We start from the raw sequence: 22,260 nt of genomic DNA, 5'->3' as shown, positions 1-22,260 counted from the left end.
ACATGATCAACCTGCTCGTTTTAACAACACTGTATCCGAACTCAGAGCAGCCAAGGCACGGGATTTTCATCGAAACCCGCCTTAAAGAGCTTCGCAAAAGCGGTGACATATCCGCTACTATCATAGCCCCGGTACCTTGGTTCCCTATCGCCTCTGAACGGTTTGGTCAGTATGGGACCTATGCAAAAGTCCCTCGCGTTGAAGAACGCGAGGGAGTTACCGTACACCATCCACGTTATCTCGTACTGCCTAAGATCGGCATGTACATAACACCGTTCTTTTTGGCAGTCACTCTCTTGCTTACAACGCTGAAGTTAGCGCGTCAGGGTAATAAGTTTGATCTTATCGATGCGCACTATTTTTATCCAGATGGTGTTGCGGCTGCGTTGGTATCGCTATTTGTAAGGCTTCCATTGGTGATCTCTGCTCGAGGCAGTGACGTGAATGTACTGCCGTGCTACTGGGGGCCGCGTAAGCTAATTCAGTGGGCAGGTCGGCGGGCCAATGCTGTGGTTGCGGTTTCTGAAACCTTAAGAAAAAAGATACTCGGTCTCGGCATACCGCCAGAGCGGACATATACGCTCAGAAATGGCGTCGATACGGGCTTCTTTAAACGTAGCTCCTCTCAAACTAACGCGAACTCATCAGATTCGTTGGCGTTGTTGAGCGTTGGAAATCTCGTAGAGCTGAAAGGTCACCACTTAGTGATTGAAGCGTTAGCGCAGCTACCAGATAGCGTTAAACTAACGGTAGTTGGTTCAGGCCCTCAAGAAGCAGCATTGCGTCAGCTCGCGCGTGAATTGGAACTGGAGGAGCGCGTCAGTTTTGTAAGTAACGTACTGCAGCACGAGCTAGTAGAGATCTACTCTCGTTCTGATTTAATGGTATTAGCATCATCCCGCGAAGGGTGGGCAAATGTAATACTGGAGGCGTTAGCTTGCGGCGTGCCTGTTGTGGCAACCAATGTCGGCGGCGCTAAAGAAGCAATCACTGACTCCGTTGCAGGTCTCGTTATTGATGAGCGTTCAGCAACTGCGATCGCAAAGGCAATTGAAGAAGTTTGCCAAAAGGGCTTTGCGCCTGAAGCTGCGAGTGACTATGCACAGAATTATGGCTGGGACGAAGTGGTTACGAAACAAGTCGAATTGTATAAGGGTGTAACCAAACATGCGTGACTTGGTTGTTCTGTTTCTGGTTTTTGGTAGCTTACCTTTTATTTTTAAGCGGCCGTATCTTGGCATTATCGTCTGGGCTTGGCTGAGCTATATGAACCCGCATCGCTTAGCCTATGGTTTCGCATACAATATGCCATTTGCTCAAATTGTGGCGTTAGTATTGATCATTGCCCTCGTCATGACTAAAGACCGACAGAAGATCCCAGTTAATGGGTTAGTTATCACGTGGGTCTTTTTCTTGATTTGGATGGGATTGACGAGCCTTTTCGCTCTAGATTCCGCAGCTGCAAAGATCCAATACGTTAAAGTTTTAAAGATTCAGTTTCTTACGTTCTTAACTATTATCCTAATCAATAGTTATGAAAAGATGAAAATGCTGATCTGGATAATTGTTTTGTCGCTGGCATTTTTCAGTGTTAAAGGTGGGATATTTACGATTCTTTCTGGCGGGGCGCACCGTGTTTGGGGGCCTCCCGGTTCGTTCATCGAGGAGAACAACTCACTCGCGTTAGCGACACTGATGATGGTACCGCTGATGTACTATCTTTACGCAACCGAGAAGCATAAGTGGATAAAACGCGGACTATTGATGGGGATTCCTCTGAGCCTCGCCTCCGCTATCGGCTCACAGTCTCGGGGAGCGCTATTGGCGACTATTTCTGTTGCCGGCTTTTTCTGGTTGAAATCTAAGAGTAAAGTTCTGACCGGTACGCTGATTGTGATTCTTGGCATGGTGGGCTTTACGTTTATGCCTGAGTCATGGCATGAGCGTATGTCAACGATTCAGACATACGACGAGGATGCGTCAGCTATGGGCCGAATTGGAGCTTGGATATACTCGATTAATGCTGCGAATAGCCGCATTACAGGCGCAGGCTTCGATTCATGGAGTGAAAGCACCTATGCGATGTTTAGCCCTGACGCAGTGAGTATCTCAGCGGCACATAGTATCTACTTTAGTGTGCTAGCAGACCATGGCTGGATCGGCTTATTACTTTATCTAACCATTCTGTTTATCACGTGGCGATCCTTAAGTAAGGTCCTGAACTTAACGAACAATAACGTTGACTTAACTGACCAGAATTTATTGGCACGGATGCTACAGGTTAGTTTCATTGCCTACTTCACCGGCGGTGCCTTTTTGAGCCTTTCGTATTTTGATCTGCCTTGGCATTTGATCGTTATCACCTTGCTTTTGAAGCAGTTTGTCGAAAAAGTTGTTCGCGAAGATCCTACTTCGCAACCCGGACTAGCGCGTAGAGGAGTATATACGTGATTCCTTTCGGTAAGTTTATTAGCCAAGCCTTCTCTGTTTGCTCGCGTGACAATAGGGGCTCGAAGCTCTCCATTCTTATCTACCATCGAGTACTAGAGCGACCGGACTTTCTGCGTGCGAGTGAGCCAACTGTGGCGTCATTTGATTGGCAGATGGGTCTTTTGAAGCGTTACTTCCAGCCTCTGAGCTTGAGCGATGCGCTAGCTAAGCTGAAAGCGGGAGTATTACCCAAGAATGCGGTTTGCGTAACTTTCGACGATGGCTATGCCGATAATGCGACGTTGGCGCTCCCTATACTGAAAAAGCACGGTATCCCTGCCACTATTTTCGTTTCAACAGGCTTCCTTGATGGCGGCCGAATGTGGAATGACACCGTAATAGAGGCTGTTCGTGTCAGCGATCAGCTTGATTTAACCGCCGTTGATTTAGGCGTTTTCGAACTAAGTGCGGAAGATCAAAAGCTGCAAGCGCTAGGTGAGTTGCTCAAGTCGATCAAGTATCAGCCCCTCGAAAAAAGAGTCGATATTCTAGCGTGTATCGAGAGTCAAGTTTCAGACCGTCTGCCCACTGATTTAATGATGACGTCAGATCAAGTGAGATGGGTGGAAAGTGAGGGTATTGAGATTGGTGCCCATACGATTAATCACCCTATTTTGACAGAGTTAGACCCTGATCAGGCTCGTTATGAGATTTTGGAAGGTAAGCAGCAGCTTGAAGGTATCCTAGGTAAGTCTGTTCAGTGGTTTGCGTACCCGAATGGTAAGCGTGGGGTTGATTACGACTTAACGCACCGCTCACTTATTGAAGAGCTCGGGTTTGACGGTGCTGTCTCTACGGACTGGGGTGTTACCACCGCATCAAGCGACCAGTACCAACTGCGTCGCTTTACACCTTGGGACAATAAACCGTTTAAGTTCTTTGTCCGCTTGTTACTCAATACTCGCCAAGCTGACTAGGGTTATAGTTTATAACCCTTTCGTTTCAGCTTGTTTTTTAGACCTTGTAGAGGGAAGCGTTTTGCATACGCTTCTCGGGCATATTTAACAGCCTCGTCATAGCGGTTCATATCAACGAGAAGTAGACCTAGGTTATATTTTACTTCCACATTCTTAGGCTGTAGTTTTTCTGCATGTCGATAGAACTTCAAAGACGCATCGAACTTGTCTAGCTTGTGCAGCAGAATCGCATAGAGTAAGTAAATAGTCCCATCGTCCGGAGCGAAGTGTATAGCTCGTTGGAAGTAGCACTCGGTTTTACTTAATGGCTCTTCTTCTCCCTTGCTTCCACGCTCTACACGATATCTGATGAGTGTATTGAGAGCTCTATGGTGGTTAGGGAAAGCACGTAATGTGTAGTCGATATCGCCTGTCATATTGTGCTTCTGTTTTGCCCCACCAATTAAGCGCTCTACGTTTTCGTTGAAGTGAGCCCCTTCAACCAGCGACAATTCTTGCCAGTACCTGCCGCGTTCACGATAGTCATACGGACCGTACCCAACTCCAGTCCCCGTGCAAGGGATGCCACGGAAGTCTTCACCGACCCATTTTCCCTTCCCAGTGTTGGCATATGCCGATTGGTATGAGGAGCAAGCTGCGACACAGATAGTTAAGAGTTGAAGTGTTCTAGCGAGGCGCATAAATTACGGTACCTGCAGTTATTTTTTAGAAAGGGAGCATAATACGAGATTTAAGTTTTATACTGGATTAATAGAGTAAGTTAGCCGTTAATGATATTCAATGTAATTTGTTGTGAGCTTGTATGGGGGCATGTGTGCAACTTTTTGTTCGGTTTTGTCATGAATTGCGATGGTTCGCGTACCGAGCTTTAGTGACGGCAAAACGCTTTGTTTATGGCAAAGGGATAACTTGGACGCCGTCGGTTTTGCGCCAGACCGAAGCAAACTCAGATCAGCCGTATGTCTGGTTATTCGTATCAACGATCGGAGAGTTAAACGCATGCGAGGGCTTTATAAAGCACCTCTCTGAATCCTACAACCTCGTATTTTTAACAGATCGCATCTTTTATGCCTCGAGCTTTCTTGATCGCTACCCTGAAGCCGCTGTCATGGAAATCAATGATACAGCTGACTTTCGCCAACCCCTTGTTGAGATGCCTCCTCAGTATCTTGTTGTTTGTGAAATGCCGTGCTTACCTAGTGACGCACCTTGCCGTTTTTCTTACGAAACGCTTTACCGGATTAAGAGGGGTAGCCATGTACCGATCTATCTTGTAAATGGTTGGGTGTATCAATATGAGCCGAGTTGCCGCCAAGATGCGCTGCAAAGTAGATGGTTTGAACAAGACTATATTGGTTTGTTTGATCAGTTCCTCGTTCAAACGGATGAAGTGAAAGAGTATCTGCTTGATAAAGGGGCGTCTCATGGCAAAGTGGAGGTCGTCGGAAATATGAAGTTCGACAACATGTCCGCAGAAGCACCCTATTTGCCGTGTCAGATTAGCCGTAGTCTTTTGAAGAGCTATGGCAGCACTGAAAAGCCTGTCGTTGTGGCAGGCTGTGTGACTGATATCTGGGAATATGAGATTGTGGTGGATGCGATGTCACAGTTTCTAACGAGCCACCCTGATGCACTTTTCATAATTGCTCCAAGGCACCCGGAAAAGCCTGAACAACTTGAGGCCTTAATGGCCCAATTGGCGAAAGCGAGTTTTAGGGCTACTAAAAAATCTGAGCTTTCGCATGGTGATTGTCTTTCCCAAGTCTTAGTGCTGGATACGATTGGGGAGCTGCGAGCTTATTATGCAGTGGCGGATATCTGTTACGTGGGCGTCGATCACAACGTGCTTGAGCCTCTTGCGTTTGGTAAGCCGGTTGCCGTCTTCTCAAATTGGAACACGACTTATCCTAGTTATCCGGTATTTGAGGTTCTATCTGAGCAGGGACTATTGCTCGTGAGTCACTCTTCAGACGATATTTCCCAACACTGGATGCACCACTTTGGTGATTCCGTTGAGGATGTGAAACTCTCGCTAGCTCGCCTGACGGGCGCAACGGAGCGCACACTAGAGCGCCTCAGTCTGTAAGTTTCTCTGCTAGATACGATATGACAGGTGCTATCTGATGCTCGAAATTGAGCGTTGATTGGTGAAGAGCATAATTATGCTCTCCTTGCGCTTTTAGCTTCTCAGGTGTTACCTGGTTCAGATAGGCCGCCATATCTAGGCCGGTGCTCACTTCCTTGCCAAATGCGAACTCTTCATTCAACTGGCGTAATGCGTGGTTTGGGAACATTACGATAAGATCGCCGTTTTGTAGGTGCTCATAGAGCTTATTGGGCGCGGCGTATTTGGTGTTATCAGAGTTGTTGTCCCATGCAATAATGCCAACATTACAGCGGTGACGGAGTGTTGCTAACGCTGGGGCGCTTAGGTAGCCGTGCAGTGTGACGTTGTGGCTCTTTTCCTCTAAGGCTTTCAATTGCTCAATCCATTGCTCCTCTATAATGCCGGCTATATGCAGGTGGATATGTGGTGCTAAATTCTCTATCAGTGCGATAAATTCCAGCGGGTAGTTTTCTCTCCCTAAGCGGCCCTGATAAAGAACTTCTATGCGCTCGTACTTGCTTGGCTGGGAGCTAGGTTTTCCGAGCGGAGGAGTATTGTGTACGAGAAAATGTTCAGCGTTTCGGTAGCGTGACTTCGCAATCGCGATGCGGTCAACTTGGGGTGAGATACAGATTTCAACGTTGTCCCAATAGCTTTGCAAGCGTCGACGGGCGAGGCCTTTTACTGGCTTTGGCCAAATCTCTGAGAAATTTTGTACGATAACCGTTTGGCGACTGAAAAGAGCGAAAAGAGGGTTATCGTAGGTTGTAACTACCACAATTTGCTTTCGATACGATACGCACACAGCATGAAGCGTTGCCACATCTAAAAGGAGTTTTCTAAGGGGCAAAAAGATATATTTATTCAGCTTGAAGCTTTTTTGTAGTTTTCTACCTAGCCAAGAATCTAAAATCGAGCGGCCTACAATACGCCTTTCAGACTTCAGCCCGTCGATTGGGTAACTGGGGCGGATACTCTCAAATGGCTCAATTGTGTGTGTACGGTAGCCACGGCTCTCTAGTGCTTTCAGAAAGTAGACGTATTTTGGCGAGCCGTAGCCTAATGTGACGTTTGAAATGAGATAGGCATGAGGCACTCGTTTGGCTGTCATCAGTATCGTATTTTCGTAGCTTTACATTGTCTACCCAAGTATTACATAAACACGGTCAGCGTGTTGGGCGAGTGCGAATCAGCACAGCTAAAGCTTTAGCTTAACGGATAGGTCCAGCTCCGTCGCCAAAAACTCCAGCGTTGCAATAAGCCCAAACTGCTTTTGGGAATATACAGATGCCAGTTCGAATAGGCTGCCAACGCGGGGGAAAGTAGGGTCGATTACTTGCTGTAAGTACGCTTCGCTAAATACACCGTCTTTGTCAAAAGGATTCCGGTTGGTGAGTTTAAATGATTGCTTTCTCAACCATGCTGGCCGTTGTGTTCCTAACCATGTTTTTGCACGGTAAGCGAGCGGTCTTGGCCCATCAAATGGAAATCCGTAGTCGCTTGGGTAGCTGGCGAGTCGAGGATTCGTTTGGGCAATCATCTTGCCCTGCAAGTAACCTAAATCCTTATGCTTGATAGCGACTTTGGCAGTATTATCGATAGCCTTGGGTTCCATGTAGGGGAAGAACATGGTTCCGAAACGCTGATTCAGCTGCGTATCTCGTCCTGTCCAAAATCGCCCTCTAAAGAGAGGGTATAGCTCTTCAACTTGATATCTTTCTAGCCTTTCGTGCTCACTATGAAGCGCGGCGAGCATATTGTTACTAAAGCGCTGACGATAATCCTTCTCAGAAAACTGGGCTGAAAATGCCTGGGTGTCATACTGGGAATAAAATGTTGACGTCACAGCGCCTGTTGAGGATCGCCCGTCTGGAATGTAGTGAAAGTTACGATAGATTTCGCCAAGTGAACCGTTCAATGGCACTGCATTCTGGTCATGGCGTGATAGCCGGTCGGTTACATCTTCGCCATGATCTAGGAGTCCATATTCAACCTTCCAGCCATCAAATGCGATTAGATTGCGACGGCTAATTGCTTCAAATTCATCTAGGTTTGGTATCGGAGTGGCCGCTTTATTTACGTGCACCAGCTCCAAGCCTTCTGCTTTGGCAACATGGCGAGCGATTAAAACGTCAGCGTCATGATCAGAGCCATAGACGAAGAGCGCTGGCTTTATGTCTTGCTCAAGTAACATGGCGAGCATCAGGCGCGAATCAAAGCCGCCGGAAAACGACACACGTAGACGGTCCGCATAGCCATTAGCGATAGGCTCGAATACGTTGCGAAGCTGTTGGCAATGCAATGTTGCGGCTTCATCTAAGGATAGAGCAGCGACTTCGTCACTTTGTTGAATAGGAGAGGGCTTTACAATGGAGTGGATGGTGCCAGCGCTTGCGCGGATGATGGTATTAGCTGGGTAGCTGTTAACACCCTCTACGAGAGTGTCGGTCCCGAATAAGGCGCCATTGATAACGTACTCATAGCAGGCTGCGGTGTTGAGATGGGAGATGGGCGTACTAAGACAGCAAGCCAAAAAGGAGTTGCTTATTACGTGTTCGGCATCATCGAAATAGAGTTTGGCTGTACCCAAGCCATCATTCACAACATAAAAATCACCCGATTTATAGATCAGGAGCGTATAGCTACCCAGCATGTCAGCCCAATCAAATGCTTCCTGATCGAACGATTCCAGCGCGCTTTGCAGCGCTTTGTGGCCCACCATCTTTCGATAAATCAGGCTGCCAAATTGCACGATGAAGTCGCCATTATTGCCTACATAACGCTCTGGAGCGTTGCCTGCCAGATCAGAAAAAATAGTTAATTCATAACCTTTTAGCAGTTCTGTTGATACGCGTTTGATACCTGCATGATGAAAATAATCAGCTAGTTCGTCGGCGGTACGTATGGAAAGATCGGCTTTACGTAGGGTAAAAAAACTCATAGCACAGTGGCGCCCAAATTAGGATTTTACGTTAGGGTTTGATGGCTTTTACAAACTTACCAAGTGCGGAGTAATGTGTCGCATGGAATAGAGTGCGAATATCTTCACTCCACTTCGTGTGCCACTCCATCACTTTTCCATAGAACTCGATGCGTTCGACAGGCTTTTCAGCGAATAGCACCTCGAATGCATCTTGGCGCATCAGCATTGCAGGTGACGAAATTTTGATTGTCTCATCATAGGTCGTTTTTAAAATCACAATCATGCGAGCATCGAAAATGCACAGGTCTGTTGCGACCAGGTCATCGTTATAGAAGTACTGATAGACTACTGCTTTACCTTGTTCGGCAAACCCGCTGAGCATCTTGGAATAGAATTGGCCCTGATCGTTGTTAATATCAACAGCAGTATTTTGCTCGGACTTCCAGCCTGAGCTTTCCAGTTGGCCATAGGCAGTAACAGCACCTTTCATCGCCTCTGGGCTTGTGAGCTTTTCTAGACGAGTTGTGACACCTTCACGCTCCAATCGGTTACGCTGCTTGCGTAGGTTTTGACGCAGGTTTTTACCGCGCTTTTGCCAATACTCGTCGAACGTACCAACGACGGGTACATGAGCCGTTTGAATATACGCGAGGGTTTGCAGAGACTTACTATCCGCGGGCTGCGATACCAGCAGTGGGTCTTGTTGTGTTAAGCCCAGCGCAAAGCCAACGCCAGGTAGTGCTTTAAGTAACGACTTGGTTAGCGCTTCGGCTTGTGTTGCTTCGGCTTGCAACCAGCAACCTAGTGGCGCCTGCGAGGGCTGAAACGTTTCCCAAACACCAAAGCTCGTTGGTGCCATAATGCCCATCGCTGTAGGCGCCTCAGGGCTGTCGTGAATGACTAGCTTTTCGTTGCCTTGCGTGAATACTTCTAGCAGAGGAGCAATGAATAAGCTGCTGAGCAAAATAGAGTTGAAGGAGCGCTCATTTAGCTCATCCCATTGTAATTTATATTTTGGGAAGTCCGTTGCCGGTAATATAGTCCACATTGATTTGCTCATTATCTGCTCGTTACTGAATAGTCTCTTTGATTTGCTGGATGATCCAATCAATCTCTTCCTCTTTTAGCTCCTGATGGCACGGGAACTGAAATACATGATTGGAAAAGTCGACGCTATTGGGGTCTAGTGTTTCGTCTACTGCTGGGTCTAGATATTCACCGAAGCGCCAAATAGGAACTGCCTTCTGCTTGAGTGATTCAAACGGCTGAACAGGGTTTTTTACGTAGAGCGGGAATACCAAAGGGACATACCCCTCGGGAAGGTTGTCAAACAGCGGAGTGGCACCTTGGAGGCCTTTTAGCGCTTCCAAGTAGCGCAGGTAGTTTTTTCGGCGAGCCTCAACAATCCGTTTTTGATCAGCGTTGTTAACAATAAAGCTCGACGGTTTAGATGTGCTGCTATGTACCCAGCTACTCTCAAATCCATAGCCACCATCGGAAGCGGAGGGGCCTTGAGAAACGTGTTGAGGCCGCTTCTTTTTAATATAACCCCATATCAGTTGTTTAAAACTGATTAGTGCTTTTAGTGCCCGGCCAAACCAACCTAAACGACCAAATGAGATGGCTCGCTCAATGATGTTAAAGAACGACTTTAAGTGAAATAGCGTCGAGAAACCGGTCAAATTAATTGTATTTAAAGGCACTGAATTGGAGGCCAATATTCCGCCATCGTAGCAGGGAAAGAACTTCATGCTGCTTGCAATGGCGTAATCACCAATGGAGCCAACAGGTTTGCCGTCTCTTGTTCCGAAAAATGCGTGCGCACAATCCTCTATCAGCACAATGCCTTTCTCATCACATAGGGTGCGGATGCCGGAAAGGTCCTGCAGAAATCCAAAGTAGTGAGTGACGATGATCGCTTTTGTACGCGGTGTGATCTTGCGTGTAATGTCGTCAAGATCTATTTCTGCCTTAGGGGTGACACGGAAAAAAACGGGTGTCGCCTCGCGCCAACGCGCCGGTGAAATCATCGATTCACAGTGAAAGGCAGGGATGAGTACCTCATCGCCTTTTTGAACGCCGCTATTTTCAAGCGCGAGCGCGATCGCTGCTCGCCCGCTCGTAACCTCTCTCGAGTACTGACAGGATAAAATCGATGTCTGACGCTTGTCCCGTGTCAAGCTTAGCGTTGCTGACGACAGCACAGGAGACATCGGAACGATGGCATTCGGGTAACGAGCATTGTGACGAGCTTCTGCGTTCATGGTAGTTCCTAAGGTATAACTTGGCTTATTACCGGATTGCGGTATTCCGCGCTGGAAGAGCTGGATACGGGGGTAGTCCCATAGCCTCTCGACTCTTGAAAAGAGTATTTTTACCCGGAAGGTTAGTAATGCGCTTCGCTAAAATTCTATTATTCTCGATAATAGGCTCGGGCAGGGCATGGTGGCCATTGAAAAGCACATTAGCTCCGGGGCGCTCCATTAATATCGTATTATTGATTAACTCAACCTGATTTTCTCGGTAAGAGCGAAGCTCTAGACCATACCCGATCATATCTTGGTTAGCTGAGCGCGCACCTTGTTGAAGAACGGAGTTCTCAATAAGTAGCTTTCCACCGTTTGGGATGTCAATGAGGCGGCTATCATTCGCTGAAAGAGATGCGATAACGCTATTGCGAATAATGGTGCTGGCTGCGCGTGATTTGATCTCGTGCCCTTGGCTAAGCGAGGCTAAAAAGATGCTGTTATCGATCTCTAGTGTACCGCTGCCGATATAGATACCGTGCGCCCTAGCCCCTGGCGTGTCCAGATTTTCAAAGCGGCTATCAACGATCTTAACATGGCCAGATACGTTGCCAGAAAGCACGCCCTCTTGGCTGGAATGAAAGTACACATGTTCAAGCGTTAAGTTATTTGCTTCGTGGCGTACGCAGGCCCCATTTTTGTGGGCAACAAAAATACCACGGCACTCGATATTGCGAATCAGCGTGTTATCGGCTTGGGTAATGATGGCGCCTTTGTTTTGAATGGCTGTGTTTTCGATAATCACACGGCCAAGGCCAATTAACGAGATGTTCGGTTGGGTTATAGCAATCCCTTGGCGATAAATCCCAGGAGGAATATAAAGTTTGTCTCCTGGTTTTAGGTGGAAGATAGCGTCGTTCAGAGTCTTAAAAACATTATCAGGCGAATTGATAAAGGGCTGACGTGCTTTGGGATATATATTTTTAAGAGGTTGCCAGGGCTCGAAGTTGTGACGGATCTCTACGTTTATGGACCATTTTGGCTGTGGTGAACCATGATTATTCGATACGCCAGTATGGGACTGGCGTATCTTGTTCATGGCTTTATCGGCAAACTGCTCGGCTTGTTTGACGAGGTCTGGCCGATAAACAGCACCTGCCGCAACAATGACGTGTAGCAGTATACCGGCTAGTACGAGGTAGCCTGTGATGAGTTTTCCGAGCCAATACATCTCTTACGTCTCGCTTCTTTGTGCACTAAATCTCTGGCGTGTCATTGTGCGCGAGCCATAGTTCAAGCACAGTAAGAATCCAGATAAGCTCACCGTAGTATGCAGCATGGCCATCACGGTGAAGCTGCACGAGATGTTCGATAAACTCTGGGCGGAAATAGCCGCGCGTTTTGATTTTTAATAGTGAATCGTACGCCATCTCTCTGAGTGGTGCATGGGTTTGCATCCAGACACCGAACGGCAGGCCAAAGCCTTGCTTACTCTTGTTAATCGTTGCATCAGGCAACCAGCCGCGCAGTGATTCCTTGTAGAAATGGCGCAGCGTTTGCCCTTTAAGCTTCCAATCATCGGGCAGCTCACAGGCTAGCTCGAAAAGACGATCATCTAGCATCGGATACGCCACCTCGACCCCTGCTAAGGAGCACATTTGGCTGACTTTACGTAGGTCGTTGTCGGCCAAGGTAATCTGCCAATCTAGATAGAGCATACGGCTGAGGCTGCTCGCATCTTGCGGGCGTTGGTAGATTTCGCGCTGTAGCTCTGATGGGTAGCTTGTTGATACTTGTGCGATAAATGCGTCGGTGAATATCTCCTCAGGTTGGTGGCGGTTGAGGAAGTTGTATGTTTGTAGACGGTCAGGTAGCGGAACATTAGCTTGCGCGACGTAACTGCGTGCTTTATCGCTGTAGGGTACAGCTCCGGGAATGCGGTTGATAACAGGCTCTAGTATGGTGGAGCGCAGTAACTCTGGTACACGTTGGTAAGCTTCGAACACCTTCTGCTTAGCGTAGCGCTCGTTCCCAGCAAATAACTCATCGCCGCCATCACCTGCGAGCAATAACTCTACGCCGTTTTCCTTTGCCACTTTGGCACAAAAATAGGCAGGAAGCGCCGAAGAGTTACCAAAGGGTTCGTCGTAGCTGGTCGCAACTTTAGGCAATGCTTCAACAACATCTTCAGGTGTGACGTAGTACTCGTGTAGCTCAACACCAAAATGTTGTGCAGTAATGCGCGCATAGGCCATCTCATCGTAACCTTCGGCAGAGAAGCCAATGGAGTAGGCGTGAGCTTTTCCATCAGAGACCTCAGACAGCATCCCTGCGACGGTTGAACTGTCTAACCCGCCACTCAAAAAACAAGCAACATTTTTATCGCTACGCGCCGCATCGCGCACGGACTCACGAAGCTCATCGCGCAGTTTCTGGGTGCAGGCATCAAAGCTGTTGCGATTGGTGTTTTTAAACTGTGGCAGCCAATGATGGGTGCGGCTCACACTCCCCTGCTCGATAACCACCAGTTCTGCCATCATGAGCTTTCTGATGCTGGAATACACTGACACCGGGCTCGGCACCATATGAAAATAGGTATAGTCGTAAATACCTTGGTGTGTCATCGCTGTGTTGGAAGAGTCGCTTGCCGTCAATACTGCATGTGCCGATGTACCAAAAACCACCGTTTTATCTTCAATGTGATAAAAAACAGGAATGCTAGCGATGCGGTCAGTGGAGAGTAAAACCCGGCCCGACTCATCATCGATGATCGCAAAAGCATAGTGACCGTTCAGCTCTGAGTGCAGTTTATCTCCATGCGCGCGATAGGCTGTTAGCAGCGCGCTGGCATGCCCTTTTACTAATGATTGCTGTTTTAGATCGTCCGACTTCCAACGAGGTGCTCCTATAACCGTTGCCAGAATATGACCGTCTTGCAAAATGTCTGTTGTAGCAAGCAGTTGGCTTTGGCTCGCGTCCGCTAGGTTAAAGGGCAGGGTGCTGCGCAGCTGAGCAGCAATCTCGCTCCCGTTAATTGGAGTGCTCGCACCGCACTGGCCAGCAAACATCTGAGTTTTCAGGGGGGAGACTGTATCTTGGGTGTTACGTTCAGCGGATGTGCAGATGGCATTCCCTAGCATATTCGTTCTCAATAATGGCAAGGTTAAAACCCACAATTGTATGGGAGCGGAGATTAACGAAGAGTTTATCGCTGTTTCATTTCATTGTCGTTATATGGCGGGATGATTAGCCAATTATTGGCATATAAGAGCATTGGTCGGCCCTAAGCTCAATGTTAGTATACGAGCCCATTTGTACTGAAGTTAGAGTAAAGAGGAAGCAACGTGGTTGCATTAGATGAGATTAAGCAAATTGTTGGCGAAGTTCTTCAAATAGGCGATCGAGTGGATGAGTTTGATGAATCCACCATGCTATTGGGTAGCGTCCCTGAGTTCGACTCGATGGCGGTAGTTATGGTTATTACCGCACTGGAAGAAAACTACGGTATTACTGTCGACGATGATGAAGTCAGCGCGGAAGTGTTCGAAACGGTTGGTGCGCTACAACAGTTCGTATCAGAGAAAGTCGATAGTTAATTCTTTATATTGAGTATACGGACGATGGTCACCCAAACACCGCTTTTTCTAGATGTTCCCTCCGGACAGATCTTTGCAACGATTTTCACGCCCCAGCAGGCAACATGCACCGATCATTGGGTTATATGCTTGCCTCCATTTGCTGAAGAGATGAACAAGTCTCGCAAGATCATCCGCGACCAAGCAGAACGTTTGTCCCAGCAGGGCTACAGCGTGCTTATTCCTGATTTGCAGGGAACAGGAGACAGCGTAGGTGACTTTTCTAATAGCTCAATTCAGCAGTGGCAAGATGATCTGAAAGCGCTAATCACCGCTCTGAAAGTGAATGGTGTCAAGCAGGTCGACATCTTGGCTGTCAGAATGGGAGCGCTGTTAGCGCCACCGCTGGCTATGTCTTTTCCTGATCTTGTAAAACGCATTGTCCTCTGGCAACCGGCGCTTTCCGGTGAGCAGCTGATGACACAATTTCTGCGTATTCGCGTTGCTGCGAATATGTTGAGTGATCAGAAAGAAACAGTAAAAGAGCTGCGTGCCGCGATCCTCGAGGATAAAGAGGTTGAGGTAGCTGGCTATCGTGTACCGAAAGCGTTCTTGAGCCAGCTTGATGAGATGAAGCTGAGCACAATGGAGCTGCCACACAGTACTCATATTGGCTGGTTTGAGGTTGTTTCCAGCGCTGAAAAGGGTTTGTTGTTACCTTCAAAGAAAGTTATTGAAAACTGGACCTCTACTCAGGAGAGCGTCAAGGCTGATGCGGTGGTCGGTGAACCGTTTTGGGCGGCACAAGAGTTAGTAACGGCCGAAGCGTTAATTGAACGCACCTGTGTAGAGTTTGGTACATCGGAAAGTGCGCTTCTCGATGCTATGCCGGTCAATGTAGCGAATAATGAGCAAGAGCGACCTTTAACGTTTGATTGTGCCGGTCAGCGTTTGGTTGGGGTTATCCACACGCCTTCGGTACCTGCTGAACAGGGTGTCGTCGTTGTGGTAGGCGGACCTCAATATCGTGTTGGGAGCCATCGTCAATTTGTGCTGCTGGCACGAGATTTGACTGCGGCTGGCATTCCTGTGATGCGTTTTGATTATCGCGGCATGGGAGATGCGGCGGGAGAGCTGCGCGGTTTTGAATATATCGAAGATGATATTGCCGCAGCGATCGATAGCTTCATGGAAGCGTGTCCAACGCTTAAGAAAGTAGCACTTTGGGGGCTATGTGATGCTGCAACGGCTGCGGCATTTTATGCGCCTAAAGATGACCGTGTTGATGGCCTAATCATGCTGAACCCTTGGGTTCGTAGTGAAGCGGGTGAAGCGCAAGCTTACCTGAAGCACTATTATCTTCAGCGCTTTACATCGAAGGATTTTTGGCAAAAGCTGCTGTCTGGCGATGTGAAGGTTGGCGCTTCGATCAAGTCACTAATGCAAAAGGTTCGCAGTGTATCTAAAAGGTCGGACGTTAGCGGCGCTTCTGATCAGGAGCCGCAAGTGCAGACCGATGCGGCGCCATTGGCAGTGCGCCTCGAGCAAGCTTTAGATCAGGCGACACAGAACACTTTGATTGTTTGCAGTGGTAATGACTTAACCGCAAAAGAGTTTGAAGCGGCAGTGGATTCATCTGGATCGTTTCGAACGCTGCTAAGTAAACCGCAGTTTATGCGGCAAAAATTGGCCAGTGCTGATCATACATTTTCTAGTCAAGCTTGGCGTGCTCAGGTTCAAAATTGGACGAGTGGCTTTTTGCAAAGGAAACCTGCCGCTGGGAAAGCTTTACTCGTTGCCTATCACTATCCTCCTGTCAAAGTGAGCAGTGGCTTACAGCGTTCACTTGCATTCTCAACCTATTTGTCTGACCACGGATGGGACTGCTCTGTCCTGAGCGCTGCGCCTTGTGCATATGAGCAAACCAGTGCGGATCAATTAAAGGATATCCCTGCGTCTTTGAAAGTGACCCGAGCACTTGGTTTTGATACGCGACGTCACTTGTCGTTTAAGGGACGATACCTTGAAGTCATGGCGCTGCCTGATCGTTGGATTAGTTGGCTGCCGTTTGCAGTGGTTGCCGGGCTTTGGCGTATTTGGCGTGATAAGCCAAGTGTTATTTGGTCAACTTACCCAATAGCGACAGCTCACCTAATAGGTTTGGCTCTCAGCAAATTAACGGGTTTACCTTGGGTTGCTGACTTCCGTGACTCAATGACTGAAGAAACGTACCCAGCTCCTGGACCGAAACGTCGCTGGTTTTTGCGTATCGAACAGTGGGTTATTAACCGTTGTACATACGCTGTGTTCACAACACCTAGCGCTGTGAAGATGTACCAAGAGCGCTATCCGCACCTTCCGGCAGAGCAGTTTGTGTTGCTACCTAATGGCTACAATGAGGCCATCATTAAACAAGTAGAAGAGCAGCTATCGAGCTCTGCTGGCACTTCATCAAAACGCCGTTACGTACACAGTGGTGTTTTATATCCTTCTGAGCGTGACCCGCAGTGCTTTTTCAAAGCGATTGCGAAACTGAAGCGCGAGCAGGTTATCAGCGCCGATGATACAGAGATTGTGCTGCGTGCGACGGGGCATGATGAGCTGTTTGCGCCGATGATTGAATCACTCGATATCGATGACATCATTACCTTGGCGCCATCGGTTGACTATCGACTGGCGTTAGCTGAAATGATGGAGGCTGATGGTTTGCTTATCTTCCAAGCAGCTAACTGTAATCATCAAATTCCTGCAAAAGTATACGAGTACTTTAGGGCGCGACGTCCTATCTGCGCACTGACTGATCCAGCTGGCGATACTGCAACCTTGCTAAAAGAAGCAGGCTACCAAGCGATTTATCCGTTGGATGATGAAGACGAGATATATACAGGTCTAGCAAAGTTCTTCGATGAAGTGGAGTGTAACGAGGCGTATATTGCGAACCCTGAAGTCGTTGGCCAATACTCGCGCCAATCGCTCACTGGTGACTTAGCGGCACTCTTCAGCCGTTGTATGAAATAGTGGTATTAAGCGAAAAGTAAACCCCAGAGGCTGATCTCTGGGGTTTAGCTGTTAAAGCAGGATTTGTTTTGGCTCTGGGTGGCTTAAAAAGTCGCGTGGGCTTGCTGTAAACCCATAAGCTCCTGACTGAAAGACGGCGATGTAATCACCAATGCTCACAGGCGGAAGGGGCGTCTTATCTGAAATAATATCGAGTGGTGTACAGAGTGGGCCAACAATATTAACTTTCTCTGGCATATCACTTGTCATGCGGTTCGCAACACATACCGGGTAGTTTTTGCGAATGATCTGTCCAAAATTACCCGATGCAGATAAGTGGTGGTGTAAGCCGCCGTCTGTCACTGCGAATGTTTCTCCGCGAGACTCTTTTATGTCGGTAATTCGGCAGATATAAACCCCAGATTCTCCGACGAAAAAGCGCCCAAGCTCCATCACTATCTCAGCGCCCGGCAGGCGCGTGGCAGCTTCCTGCATGAGCACCTGCAGATTCGCAGCCACTTCATCAAGAGGCAAGTATTGCTCGCCAGGGAAGTAGGGGATGCCTAAGCCGCCGCCGATATTGAGCCACTGCAACGGTGCGGGAGCGGCTTGTGCAAGGCGGTAAGCCAGCTCAAACGTTTTGGTGTGAGCTTCAATAAGAGACTCGGCTTTCAGGTTTTGCGAGCCGCTGAATATATGGAAGCCTCTAAAGTCCAGCTCTAACTCTGCGCAGCGTGCTAGCATCGCGGGTACGCGTTCGGCATCAACTCCGAACGCTTTCGGTCCACCGCCCATTTTCATACCTGATGACTTGAGCTCGAAGTCTGGGTTCACACGAATGGAAACGATAGGTGTGAGTTGTAAAGTCTTTGCAAGAACGGCAATGCGCTCCATCTCGCCTTCAGACTCCATGTTGATCATGATGCCTGCTGCGATCGCCGCAGTGAGTTCTTTATCGGTTTTTCCTGGGCCTGCGAAGCTAATCGTGTCTGGGGAGATACCCGTATCCAGCGCAACTTGCATTTCGGCCATTGATGCGACATCGATACCTTCGGTCAAGCCTGCCATGTGGTGCACAACAGCAGGCATGGGGTTGGCTTTCATGGCGTAATGTAAATGAAGCTGCTCAGGGAAAAGGTTGCGCAGCTCTTGCACTTTTTGCGTCATGATACTGCGGTCATATGCGTAAAAGGGGGTTTGCCCAATACGCGCAGCCAGCCGCTCCGCTGTTTGACCACCAATGAGCAGCTGATTATCTGCCGTTGAAAAGTATTTCATTTCAACATGCTTTGGGGCTTCCTTTTTCACTGCTCTGACTCCTCAAAAATATTAGCGTAGGTCGTATATAGCGTTTTACGGTCAATTTTTCCGTTCTGGTTACGCGCCAGTGCTTCTACAAAGTAGATCGCTTTTGGCAGCATGAAGTTGGGCAGCTCTTTTTGCATGGCGGAAAGGATATCTCGCTCTTCTATGGGCTGCTCATGCGTCATCACAAGGACAACTGCTTGTCCCAGTTGAGGGTGAGGAATGCCAAGCGCAACAGCTTCTTTTATTAGCCCGCTGCTGTAGAGCACCTCCTCGATCTCCGTTGGGCTAACTCGGTAGCCGGATGTCTTGATCATCTCGTCCTTGCGGCCGACAAAGTAGAGGTAGCCCTCTTCATCCCGTTTAACTTGATCTCCCGACCAAACGGCAAGCTCAGGAAGTGTGAGCTCTGTGGCTTTTGCTGGCGCTGGCTTAAAGCGCTCTGCTGTTTTTGCGGGGTCATTCCAATAGCCGAGTGAAACGAGAGACCCGCGATGAACGAGTTCACCGACCTCGCCCGGAGCGCATTCAGTGCCATCTTCGCGAACAACCATAACTTCGGCATTGGGAATCGCTTTACCCATCGACTCGGGACGGATATTTACTTGGTCCGGCGGTAAGTAGGTCGAGCGAAACGCTTCAGTAAGCCCATACATTAAGTAGAAGTCAGTGTTTGGTAATGAGGCTTGCAGCTTTTGTGTCGTGGCAATGGGCATCGCTCCACCGCTGTTGGTGATATAGCGCAAGCATTGTGCTGCTTCATCTGGCCATGATAGGTCAGCAAGCTGGTTCCAAAGGGGCGGTACCGCAGCTAAGCCGGTAATGCCATAGCGGGCAACAGCTTTGATCACATCACGGGGTAACAGGTACTCCATTAATACAACTTGCGCACCAACAGAGAACGCGGTTGTCAGTTGGCTCAAACCATAGTCAAAGCTAAAGGGGAGTACCGCAAGCAACTTATCAGTGGGTGTGTTAACAAGATACGTCGCTACGCTATTAGCGCCTGCAATCATATTGCGATGCGAGAGTACAACGCCCTTTGGGTTACCGGTACTGCCAGAGGTGTACATAATCGCGGCTACATCGGCATCAATAACGTTAGGCAGGCTCTTTTGCGTTGATATTTCTTGTGCAAAACGCTGCACTGCAAGGTGGTGTGTTTCATCCGGCAGTGGTTTGTCATCAGTCAATGTGACTGTGCGTAGGTCGTGACAATGTTCAAGCTCTTCACGCAGCAGCTTGAAGCGATCTGTCGCTGTGATGAGTACTCTGACGTTGCAGTCTTTGAGTATGTACGCGACTTGGTTAGGTTTTAAAAGTGGGTTGATAGGAACAAATACGGCTCCTGCGCGCGAAGCACCAAACATGGCAACGACCGCCTGCGGTATTTTAGGCAGGTAGATCGCGATGCGTTCCCCTTTTTGCAGGCCGTCTTCGAGCAGCTGCGCACTGAAGCGGCTAACCTCTTCAGCGAGTTCAGCATAGGTATAGGTGGTGTCTTTAAATTGTAGTGCGGGTGCTGCAGGGGTTTGGCTTGCCTTGTAATGTATCAGATCGCCTACTAATTCCGGCATGTTCGCGTCCTTAGGCCATAAATTACGGGGAAAATCTGTCAAAAAACTATTATAGCGATTTGAGAAAACCTGTATATGTAGTTTAATAAAGTGAACCCAAAGGGAGGCTGAATGTCTTTGAATTTCAAGCGGATCTTGGCCTGTTTTATCGGCTTATTTTTATGGTGCTCAAATAGTATTGCAGCACCTCTTCCTGATGTTATCGCAGCCATCGAGAAAAGCGTGGTAGCCGTGGGTTCGGTCACCCCCAATAAGAGGCTTGCTACGGGTCGCCCAGCTGCGATTTATGGCGGAACGGGGTTTGTTGTAGGCTCTGGTAATCTTGCTGTGACTAATTATCACGTGGTGGGTGAGCAAAAACTTGATGATGCCAAAGGTGAGCGTTTAGCTGTTTTTAGTGGCCGAGGTAAGAACGCCAAGGGGCGTTTGGCTGAGATCGTCGCAGTTGATAAGGCGCACGACCTAGCGATTTTAAGATTTGAAGGCCCTGCGTTGCCGAGTGTGAAACTAGGTAACTCGGAGTGGCGTCGTAGCGGCGAGAGTATAGCACTTACGGGGTTTCCTGTGGGTATGGTGTTGGGATTGTATCCTGTGACTCATCAGGGGATCATTTCCGCCATCACGCCGATTGTAACGCCCGCCTACAACAGTAAAAAACTCACAGCCCAGCAGATTAAGCGTATTCGTGCACCGTTCGAGGTTTATCAGCTTGATGCAATTGCTTATCCCGGCAATAGTGGCAGTGCCGTGTATTTGGCAGAGTCGGGCACGGTGATTGGTGTGGTCAATAGTGTGTATGTTAAAGGCACGAAAGAGTCGGCCCTCTCTTCACCCACTGGGATTACCTACGCGATACCTGTTAACTATGTGCGCCGATTGCTGTCATCGATATCGCCCTAGGGAGTTTGCATGTTACGCCGAATATTTGAAAAGGTGCTTAAGAGCGAGCCAGAAAGTAAAGTGCTGGTGGTCTGCATGGAGAACATTTGTCGTTCCCCGATGGCTGAAGGTGCTCTAAAAAGGCAGCTTGAACTGGCGGGGGTTGGTACTCGGGTTAAAGTAGAGTCCGCCGGCGTTATTGTATCGGCGCCACGCTCCTTGCCTGATGTCCGCGCAGTAAGCGTATCGCAGACGTGGAATATTGATATTCGTAAGGTTCGATCCAGAAAAATCAGTACAGAAGATTTTTTTGATTATGATTACATCTTGGCAGCAGATCAGCCGGTTTTAAATAAGCTAATCGCTATAAAGCCTGCTAATGCGCATGCAGTGCTGTCTCTGTTCCTGACGTTTGCTGGGAACAATGAGCATGCAGACCTACCAGACCCGTACTTTGGTACGCGGGCTGGCTTTGAAACAATTATGGATCTAATCGGTGGCGCAGCGCCGTCTATTGTTGATCGCATCGTTCAAGAAAAGTTAACACCGAAAGGTTAGACTAGTTATTTTATTAGGATACGAGGTAGAGAGCATGAAAGGAAAAATTCTGGCTACAGCGATGGCTGCATGCCTATTGGGCAGCAACGTACAGGCGTCTGATAGCAATGGCTCCTACGCAGTTAAAGGAGCGGGTTTAGGTAGCTGTGCGAAGTTTTTGGAGTCTGTAAAAGCACAGGATAACTTGTATTACGTTTACGGTGGTTGGGTAGAAGGCTACCTGACAGCAATGAATCGTCACCAAGCGGATACTTTCGATATCTCACCGTGGCAGAGCACCGCTCTTATGTTGAAAATTGCTGAGTCTTTTTGTGCTAAGCGCCCGGATATGCAGTTCCACCAAATAGTCAGCAGTATTACCCAAACACTGGATAGTGACCGTTTGTCATCAGGTGGTGAGTTTAAGAATTTAGGCACAAAAGAGAAGCCTATTATTCTGCAAGCACAGATGATCAAGATTATTCAGCAAGCGCTGGCGGATCTTGGTTTCTTGGGCGGCAGTGTTGACGGTGTCTACGGTGATGGAACAAAAGACGCATTGGGCAAGTTCCAAGAATCAAAAGGTTTGGTAGCGACGCGTCTTCCAGATCAAGGGACGTTGTTTGAGCTTTTCAAAGCGCAAAAGTCGCAAGGCCAATAAGCCTTCTTTAGTAAAAAAAGCCGCATCAAGCGGCTTTTTTTATATT

General features: G+C 48.3%; 18 protein-coding genes. 9 read left to right on the top strand and 9 right to left on the bottom strand.

Annotation, left to right across the window (positions count from 1 at the left end):
• Positions 1–2 precede the first annotated feature (2 nt).
• The 3 genes from EOE65_RS10615 to EOE65_RS10605 are packed head-to-tail and all read left to right on the top strand — an operon-like array spanning position 3 to position 3,407.
• Positions 3–1,175: a glycosyltransferase family 4 protein gene (locus tag EOE65_RS10615; RefSeq protein ID WP_164847087.1), complete on the top strand. Its 1,173-nt coding sequence runs from the start codon at positions 3–5 to the stop codon at positions 1,173–1,175.
• A complete protein-coding gene (locus EOE65_RS10610; protein ID WP_127694288.1) occupies positions 1,168–2,451 on the top strand; it encodes a putative O-glycosylation ligase, exosortase A system-associated in 1,284 nt (427 codons plus the stop codon). The genes EOE65_RS10615 and EOE65_RS10610 overlap by 8 nt, the downstream gene beginning before the upstream one ends.
• Positions 2,448–3,407, top strand: coding sequence for a polysaccharide deacetylase family protein (locus tag EOE65_RS10605; protein ID WP_127694287.1), 960 nt, complete (start codon positions 2,448–2,450; stop codon positions 3,405–3,407). Before EOE65_RS10610 ends, EOE65_RS10605 begins: the two co-directional genes overlap by 4 nt.
• A 2-nt stretch (positions 3,408–3,409) precedes the next feature.
• On the opposite strand, the gene EOE65_RS10600 is transcribed toward EOE65_RS10605, so the two are convergent.
• On the bottom strand, positions 3,410–4,087 hold the full coding sequence (locus EOE65_RS10600; RefSeq protein WP_127694286.1) for a hypothetical protein: 678 nt from the start codon (positions 4,085–4,087) through the stop codon (positions 3,410–3,412).
• Between the two features lie 191 nt (positions 4,088–4,278).
• On the opposite strand from EOE65_RS10600, the gene EOE65_RS10595 reads away from it, so the two are divergent.
• Positions 4,279–5,493, top strand: a complete 1,215-nt coding sequence (locus EOE65_RS10595) for a 3-deoxy-D-manno-octulosonic acid transferase (RefSeq protein ID WP_164847086.1) — start codon at positions 4,279–4,281, stop codon at positions 5,491–5,493.
• Here EOE65_RS10595 and EOE65_RS10590 read toward each other — a convergent pair.
• The 6 genes from EOE65_RS10590 to EOE65_RS10565 form a co-directional block, all read right to left on the bottom strand.
• Positions 5,483–6,625, bottom strand: a complete 1,143-nt coding sequence (locus tag EOE65_RS10590) for a glycosyltransferase family protein (protein WP_127694284.1) — start codon at positions 6,623–6,625, stop codon at positions 5,483–5,485. The two genes, EOE65_RS10595 and EOE65_RS10590, sit on opposite strands and share 11 nt — an antisense overlap.
• Before the next feature lie 87 nt (positions 6,626–6,712).
• Positions 6,713–8,455, bottom strand: a complete 1,743-nt coding sequence (locus EOE65_RS10585; protein ID WP_127694283.1) for a hypothetical protein — start codon at positions 8,453–8,455, stop codon at positions 6,713–6,715.
• 31 nt (positions 8,456–8,486) lie between these two features.
• Positions 8,487–9,497: a GNAT family N-acetyltransferase gene (locus EOE65_RS10580; RefSeq protein ID WP_127694282.1), complete on the bottom strand. Its 1,011-nt coding sequence runs from the start codon at positions 9,495–9,497 to the stop codon at positions 8,487–8,489.
• A 10-nt stretch (positions 9,498–9,507) separates the two neighbouring features.
• Positions 9,508–10,701 carry an aminotransferase class I/II-fold pyridoxal phosphate-dependent enzyme gene (locus EOE65_RS10575; RefSeq protein ID WP_127694281.1) on the bottom strand — a complete coding sequence of 398 codons (1,194 nt, stop codon included), beginning with the start codon at positions 10,699–10,701 and terminating at the stop codon, positions 9,508–9,510.
• Between the two features lie 28 nt (positions 10,702–10,729).
• Positions 10,730–11,914: a right-handed parallel beta-helix repeat-containing protein gene (locus EOE65_RS10570; RefSeq protein WP_127694280.1), complete on the bottom strand. Its 1,185-nt coding sequence runs from the start codon at positions 11,912–11,914 to the stop codon at positions 10,730–10,732.
• 25 nt (positions 11,915–11,939) lie between these two features.
• Entirely contained in the window at positions 11,940–13,823 is a 1,884-nt protein-coding gene (locus EOE65_RS10565) for an asparagine synthetase B family protein (protein ID WP_206052662.1), read from the bottom strand.
• 204 nt (positions 13,824–14,027) lie between these two features.
• On the opposite strand from EOE65_RS10565, the gene EOE65_RS10560 reads away from it, so the two are divergent.
• Positions 14,028–14,279, top strand: a complete 252-nt coding sequence (locus tag EOE65_RS10560) for an acyl carrier protein (RefSeq protein WP_127694279.1) — start codon at positions 14,028–14,030, stop codon at positions 14,277–14,279.
• 24 nt (positions 14,280–14,303) lie between these two features.
• The gene (locus EOE65_RS10555) at positions 14,304–17,276 is read left to right on the top strand and encodes a hydrolase 1, exosortase A system-associated (protein ID WP_127694278.1); all 2,973 of its coding nucleotides are present in this window, start codon (positions 14,304–14,306) and stop codon (positions 17,274–17,276) included.
• A gap of 51 nt (positions 17,277–17,327) precedes the next feature.
• Here the strand turns inward: EOE65_RS10555 and EOE65_RS10550 are convergent, their stop codons facing one another.
• Together EOE65_RS10550 and EOE65_RS10545 are read right to left on the bottom strand one after the other, a co-directional pair.
• The gene (locus EOE65_RS10550; RefSeq protein WP_240656970.1) at positions 17,328–18,563 is read right to left on the bottom strand and encodes a pyridoxal-dependent decarboxylase, exosortase A system-associated; all 1,236 of its coding nucleotides are present in this window, start codon (positions 18,561–18,563) and stop codon (positions 17,328–17,330) included.
• On the bottom strand, positions 18,560–20,137 hold the full coding sequence (locus tag EOE65_RS10545) for an acyl-CoA ligase (AMP-forming), exosortase A system-associated (protein ID WP_127694277.1): 1,578 nt from the start codon (positions 20,135–20,137) through the stop codon (positions 18,560–18,562). Before EOE65_RS10545 ends, EOE65_RS10550 begins: the two co-directional genes overlap by 4 nt.
• Before the next feature lie 111 nt (positions 20,138–20,248).
• Between EOE65_RS10545 and EOE65_RS10540 the strand changes: the two genes are divergently transcribed.
• Genes EOE65_RS10540 through EOE65_RS10530 form a run of 3 tightly spaced genes read left to right on the top strand, consistent with a single transcriptional unit; the run spans position 20,249 to position 22,214 of the window.
• Positions 20,249–21,037, top strand: coding sequence for a S1 family peptidase (locus tag EOE65_RS10540; protein WP_127694276.1), 789 nt, complete (start codon positions 20,249–20,251; stop codon positions 21,035–21,037).
• A 9-nt stretch (positions 21,038–21,046) separates the two neighbouring features.
• A complete protein-coding gene (locus tag EOE65_RS10535) occupies positions 21,047–21,574 on the top strand; it encodes a low molecular weight protein-tyrosine-phosphatase (protein ID WP_127694275.1) in 528 nt (175 codons plus the stop codon).
• A 34-nt stretch (positions 21,575–21,608) separates the two neighbouring features.
• Positions 21,609–22,214, top strand: a complete 606-nt coding sequence (locus tag EOE65_RS10530) for a peptidoglycan-binding domain-containing protein (protein WP_127694274.1) — start codon at positions 21,609–21,611, stop codon at positions 22,212–22,214.
• Positions 22,215–22,260: the final 46 nt, after the last annotated feature.

The organism is Neptunomonas marina, assembly GCF_004005935.1.
GTDB classification, from domain to species: domain Bacteria; phylum Pseudomonadota; class Gammaproteobacteria; order Pseudomonadales; family Balneatricaceae; genus Neptunomonas; species Neptunomonas marina.
The sequence above is the reverse complement of the archived record's forward strand: the minus strand, read 5'-3'. Positions and strand labels throughout refer to the sequence as shown.

Coding starts and splice junctions, on each gene's coding strand:
- EOE65_RS10615 (WP_164847087.1), top strand. CDS start 3: ATGATCAACCTGCTCGTTTTAACAACACTGTATCCGAACTCAGAGCAG.
- EOE65_RS10555 (WP_127694278.1), top strand. CDS start 14,304: ATGGTCACCCAAACACCGCTTTTTCTAGATGTTCCCTCCGGACAGATC.
- EOE65_RS10580 (WP_127694282.1), bottom strand. CDS start 9,497: ATGAGCAAATCAATGTGGACTATATTACCGGCAACGGACTTCCCAAAA.
- EOE65_RS10535 (WP_127694275.1), top strand. CDS start 21,047: ATGTTACGCCGAATATTTGAAAAGGTGCTTAAGAGCGAGCCAGAAAGT.
- EOE65_RS10575 (WP_127694281.1), bottom strand. CDS start 10,701: ATGAACGCAGAAGCTCGTCACAATGCTCGTTACCCGAATGCCATCGTT.
- EOE65_RS10590 (WP_127694284.1), bottom strand. CDS start 6,625: ATGACAGCCAAACGAGTGCCTCATGCCTATCTCATTTCAAACGTCACA.
- EOE65_RS10545 (WP_127694277.1), bottom strand. CDS start 20,137: ATGCCGGAATTAGTAGGCGATCTGATACATTACAAGGCAAGCCAAACC.
- EOE65_RS10570 (WP_127694280.1), bottom strand. CDS start 11,914: ATGTATTGGCTCGGAAAACTCATCACAGGCTACCTCGTACTAGCCGGT.
- EOE65_RS10610 (WP_127694288.1), top strand. CDS start 1,168: ATGCGTGACTTGGTTGTTCTGTTTCTGGTTTTTGGTAGCTTACCTTTT.
- EOE65_RS10540 (WP_127694276.1), top strand. CDS start 20,249: ATGTCTTTGAATTTCAAGCGGATCTTGGCCTGTTTTATCGGCTTATTT.
- EOE65_RS10585 (WP_127694283.1), bottom strand. CDS start 8,455: ATGAGTTTTTTTACCCTACGTAAAGCCGATCTTTCCATACGTACCGCC.
- EOE65_RS10565 (WP_206052662.1), bottom strand. CDS start 13,823: ATGCTAGGGAATGCCATCTGCACATCCGCTGAACGTAACACCCAAGAT.
- EOE65_RS10530 (WP_127694274.1), top strand. CDS start 21,609: ATGAAAGGAAAAATTCTGGCTACAGCGATGGCTGCATGCCTATTGGGC.
- EOE65_RS10600 (WP_127694286.1), bottom strand. CDS start 4,087: ATGCGCCTCGCTAGAACACTTCAACTCTTAACTATCTGTGTCGCAGCT.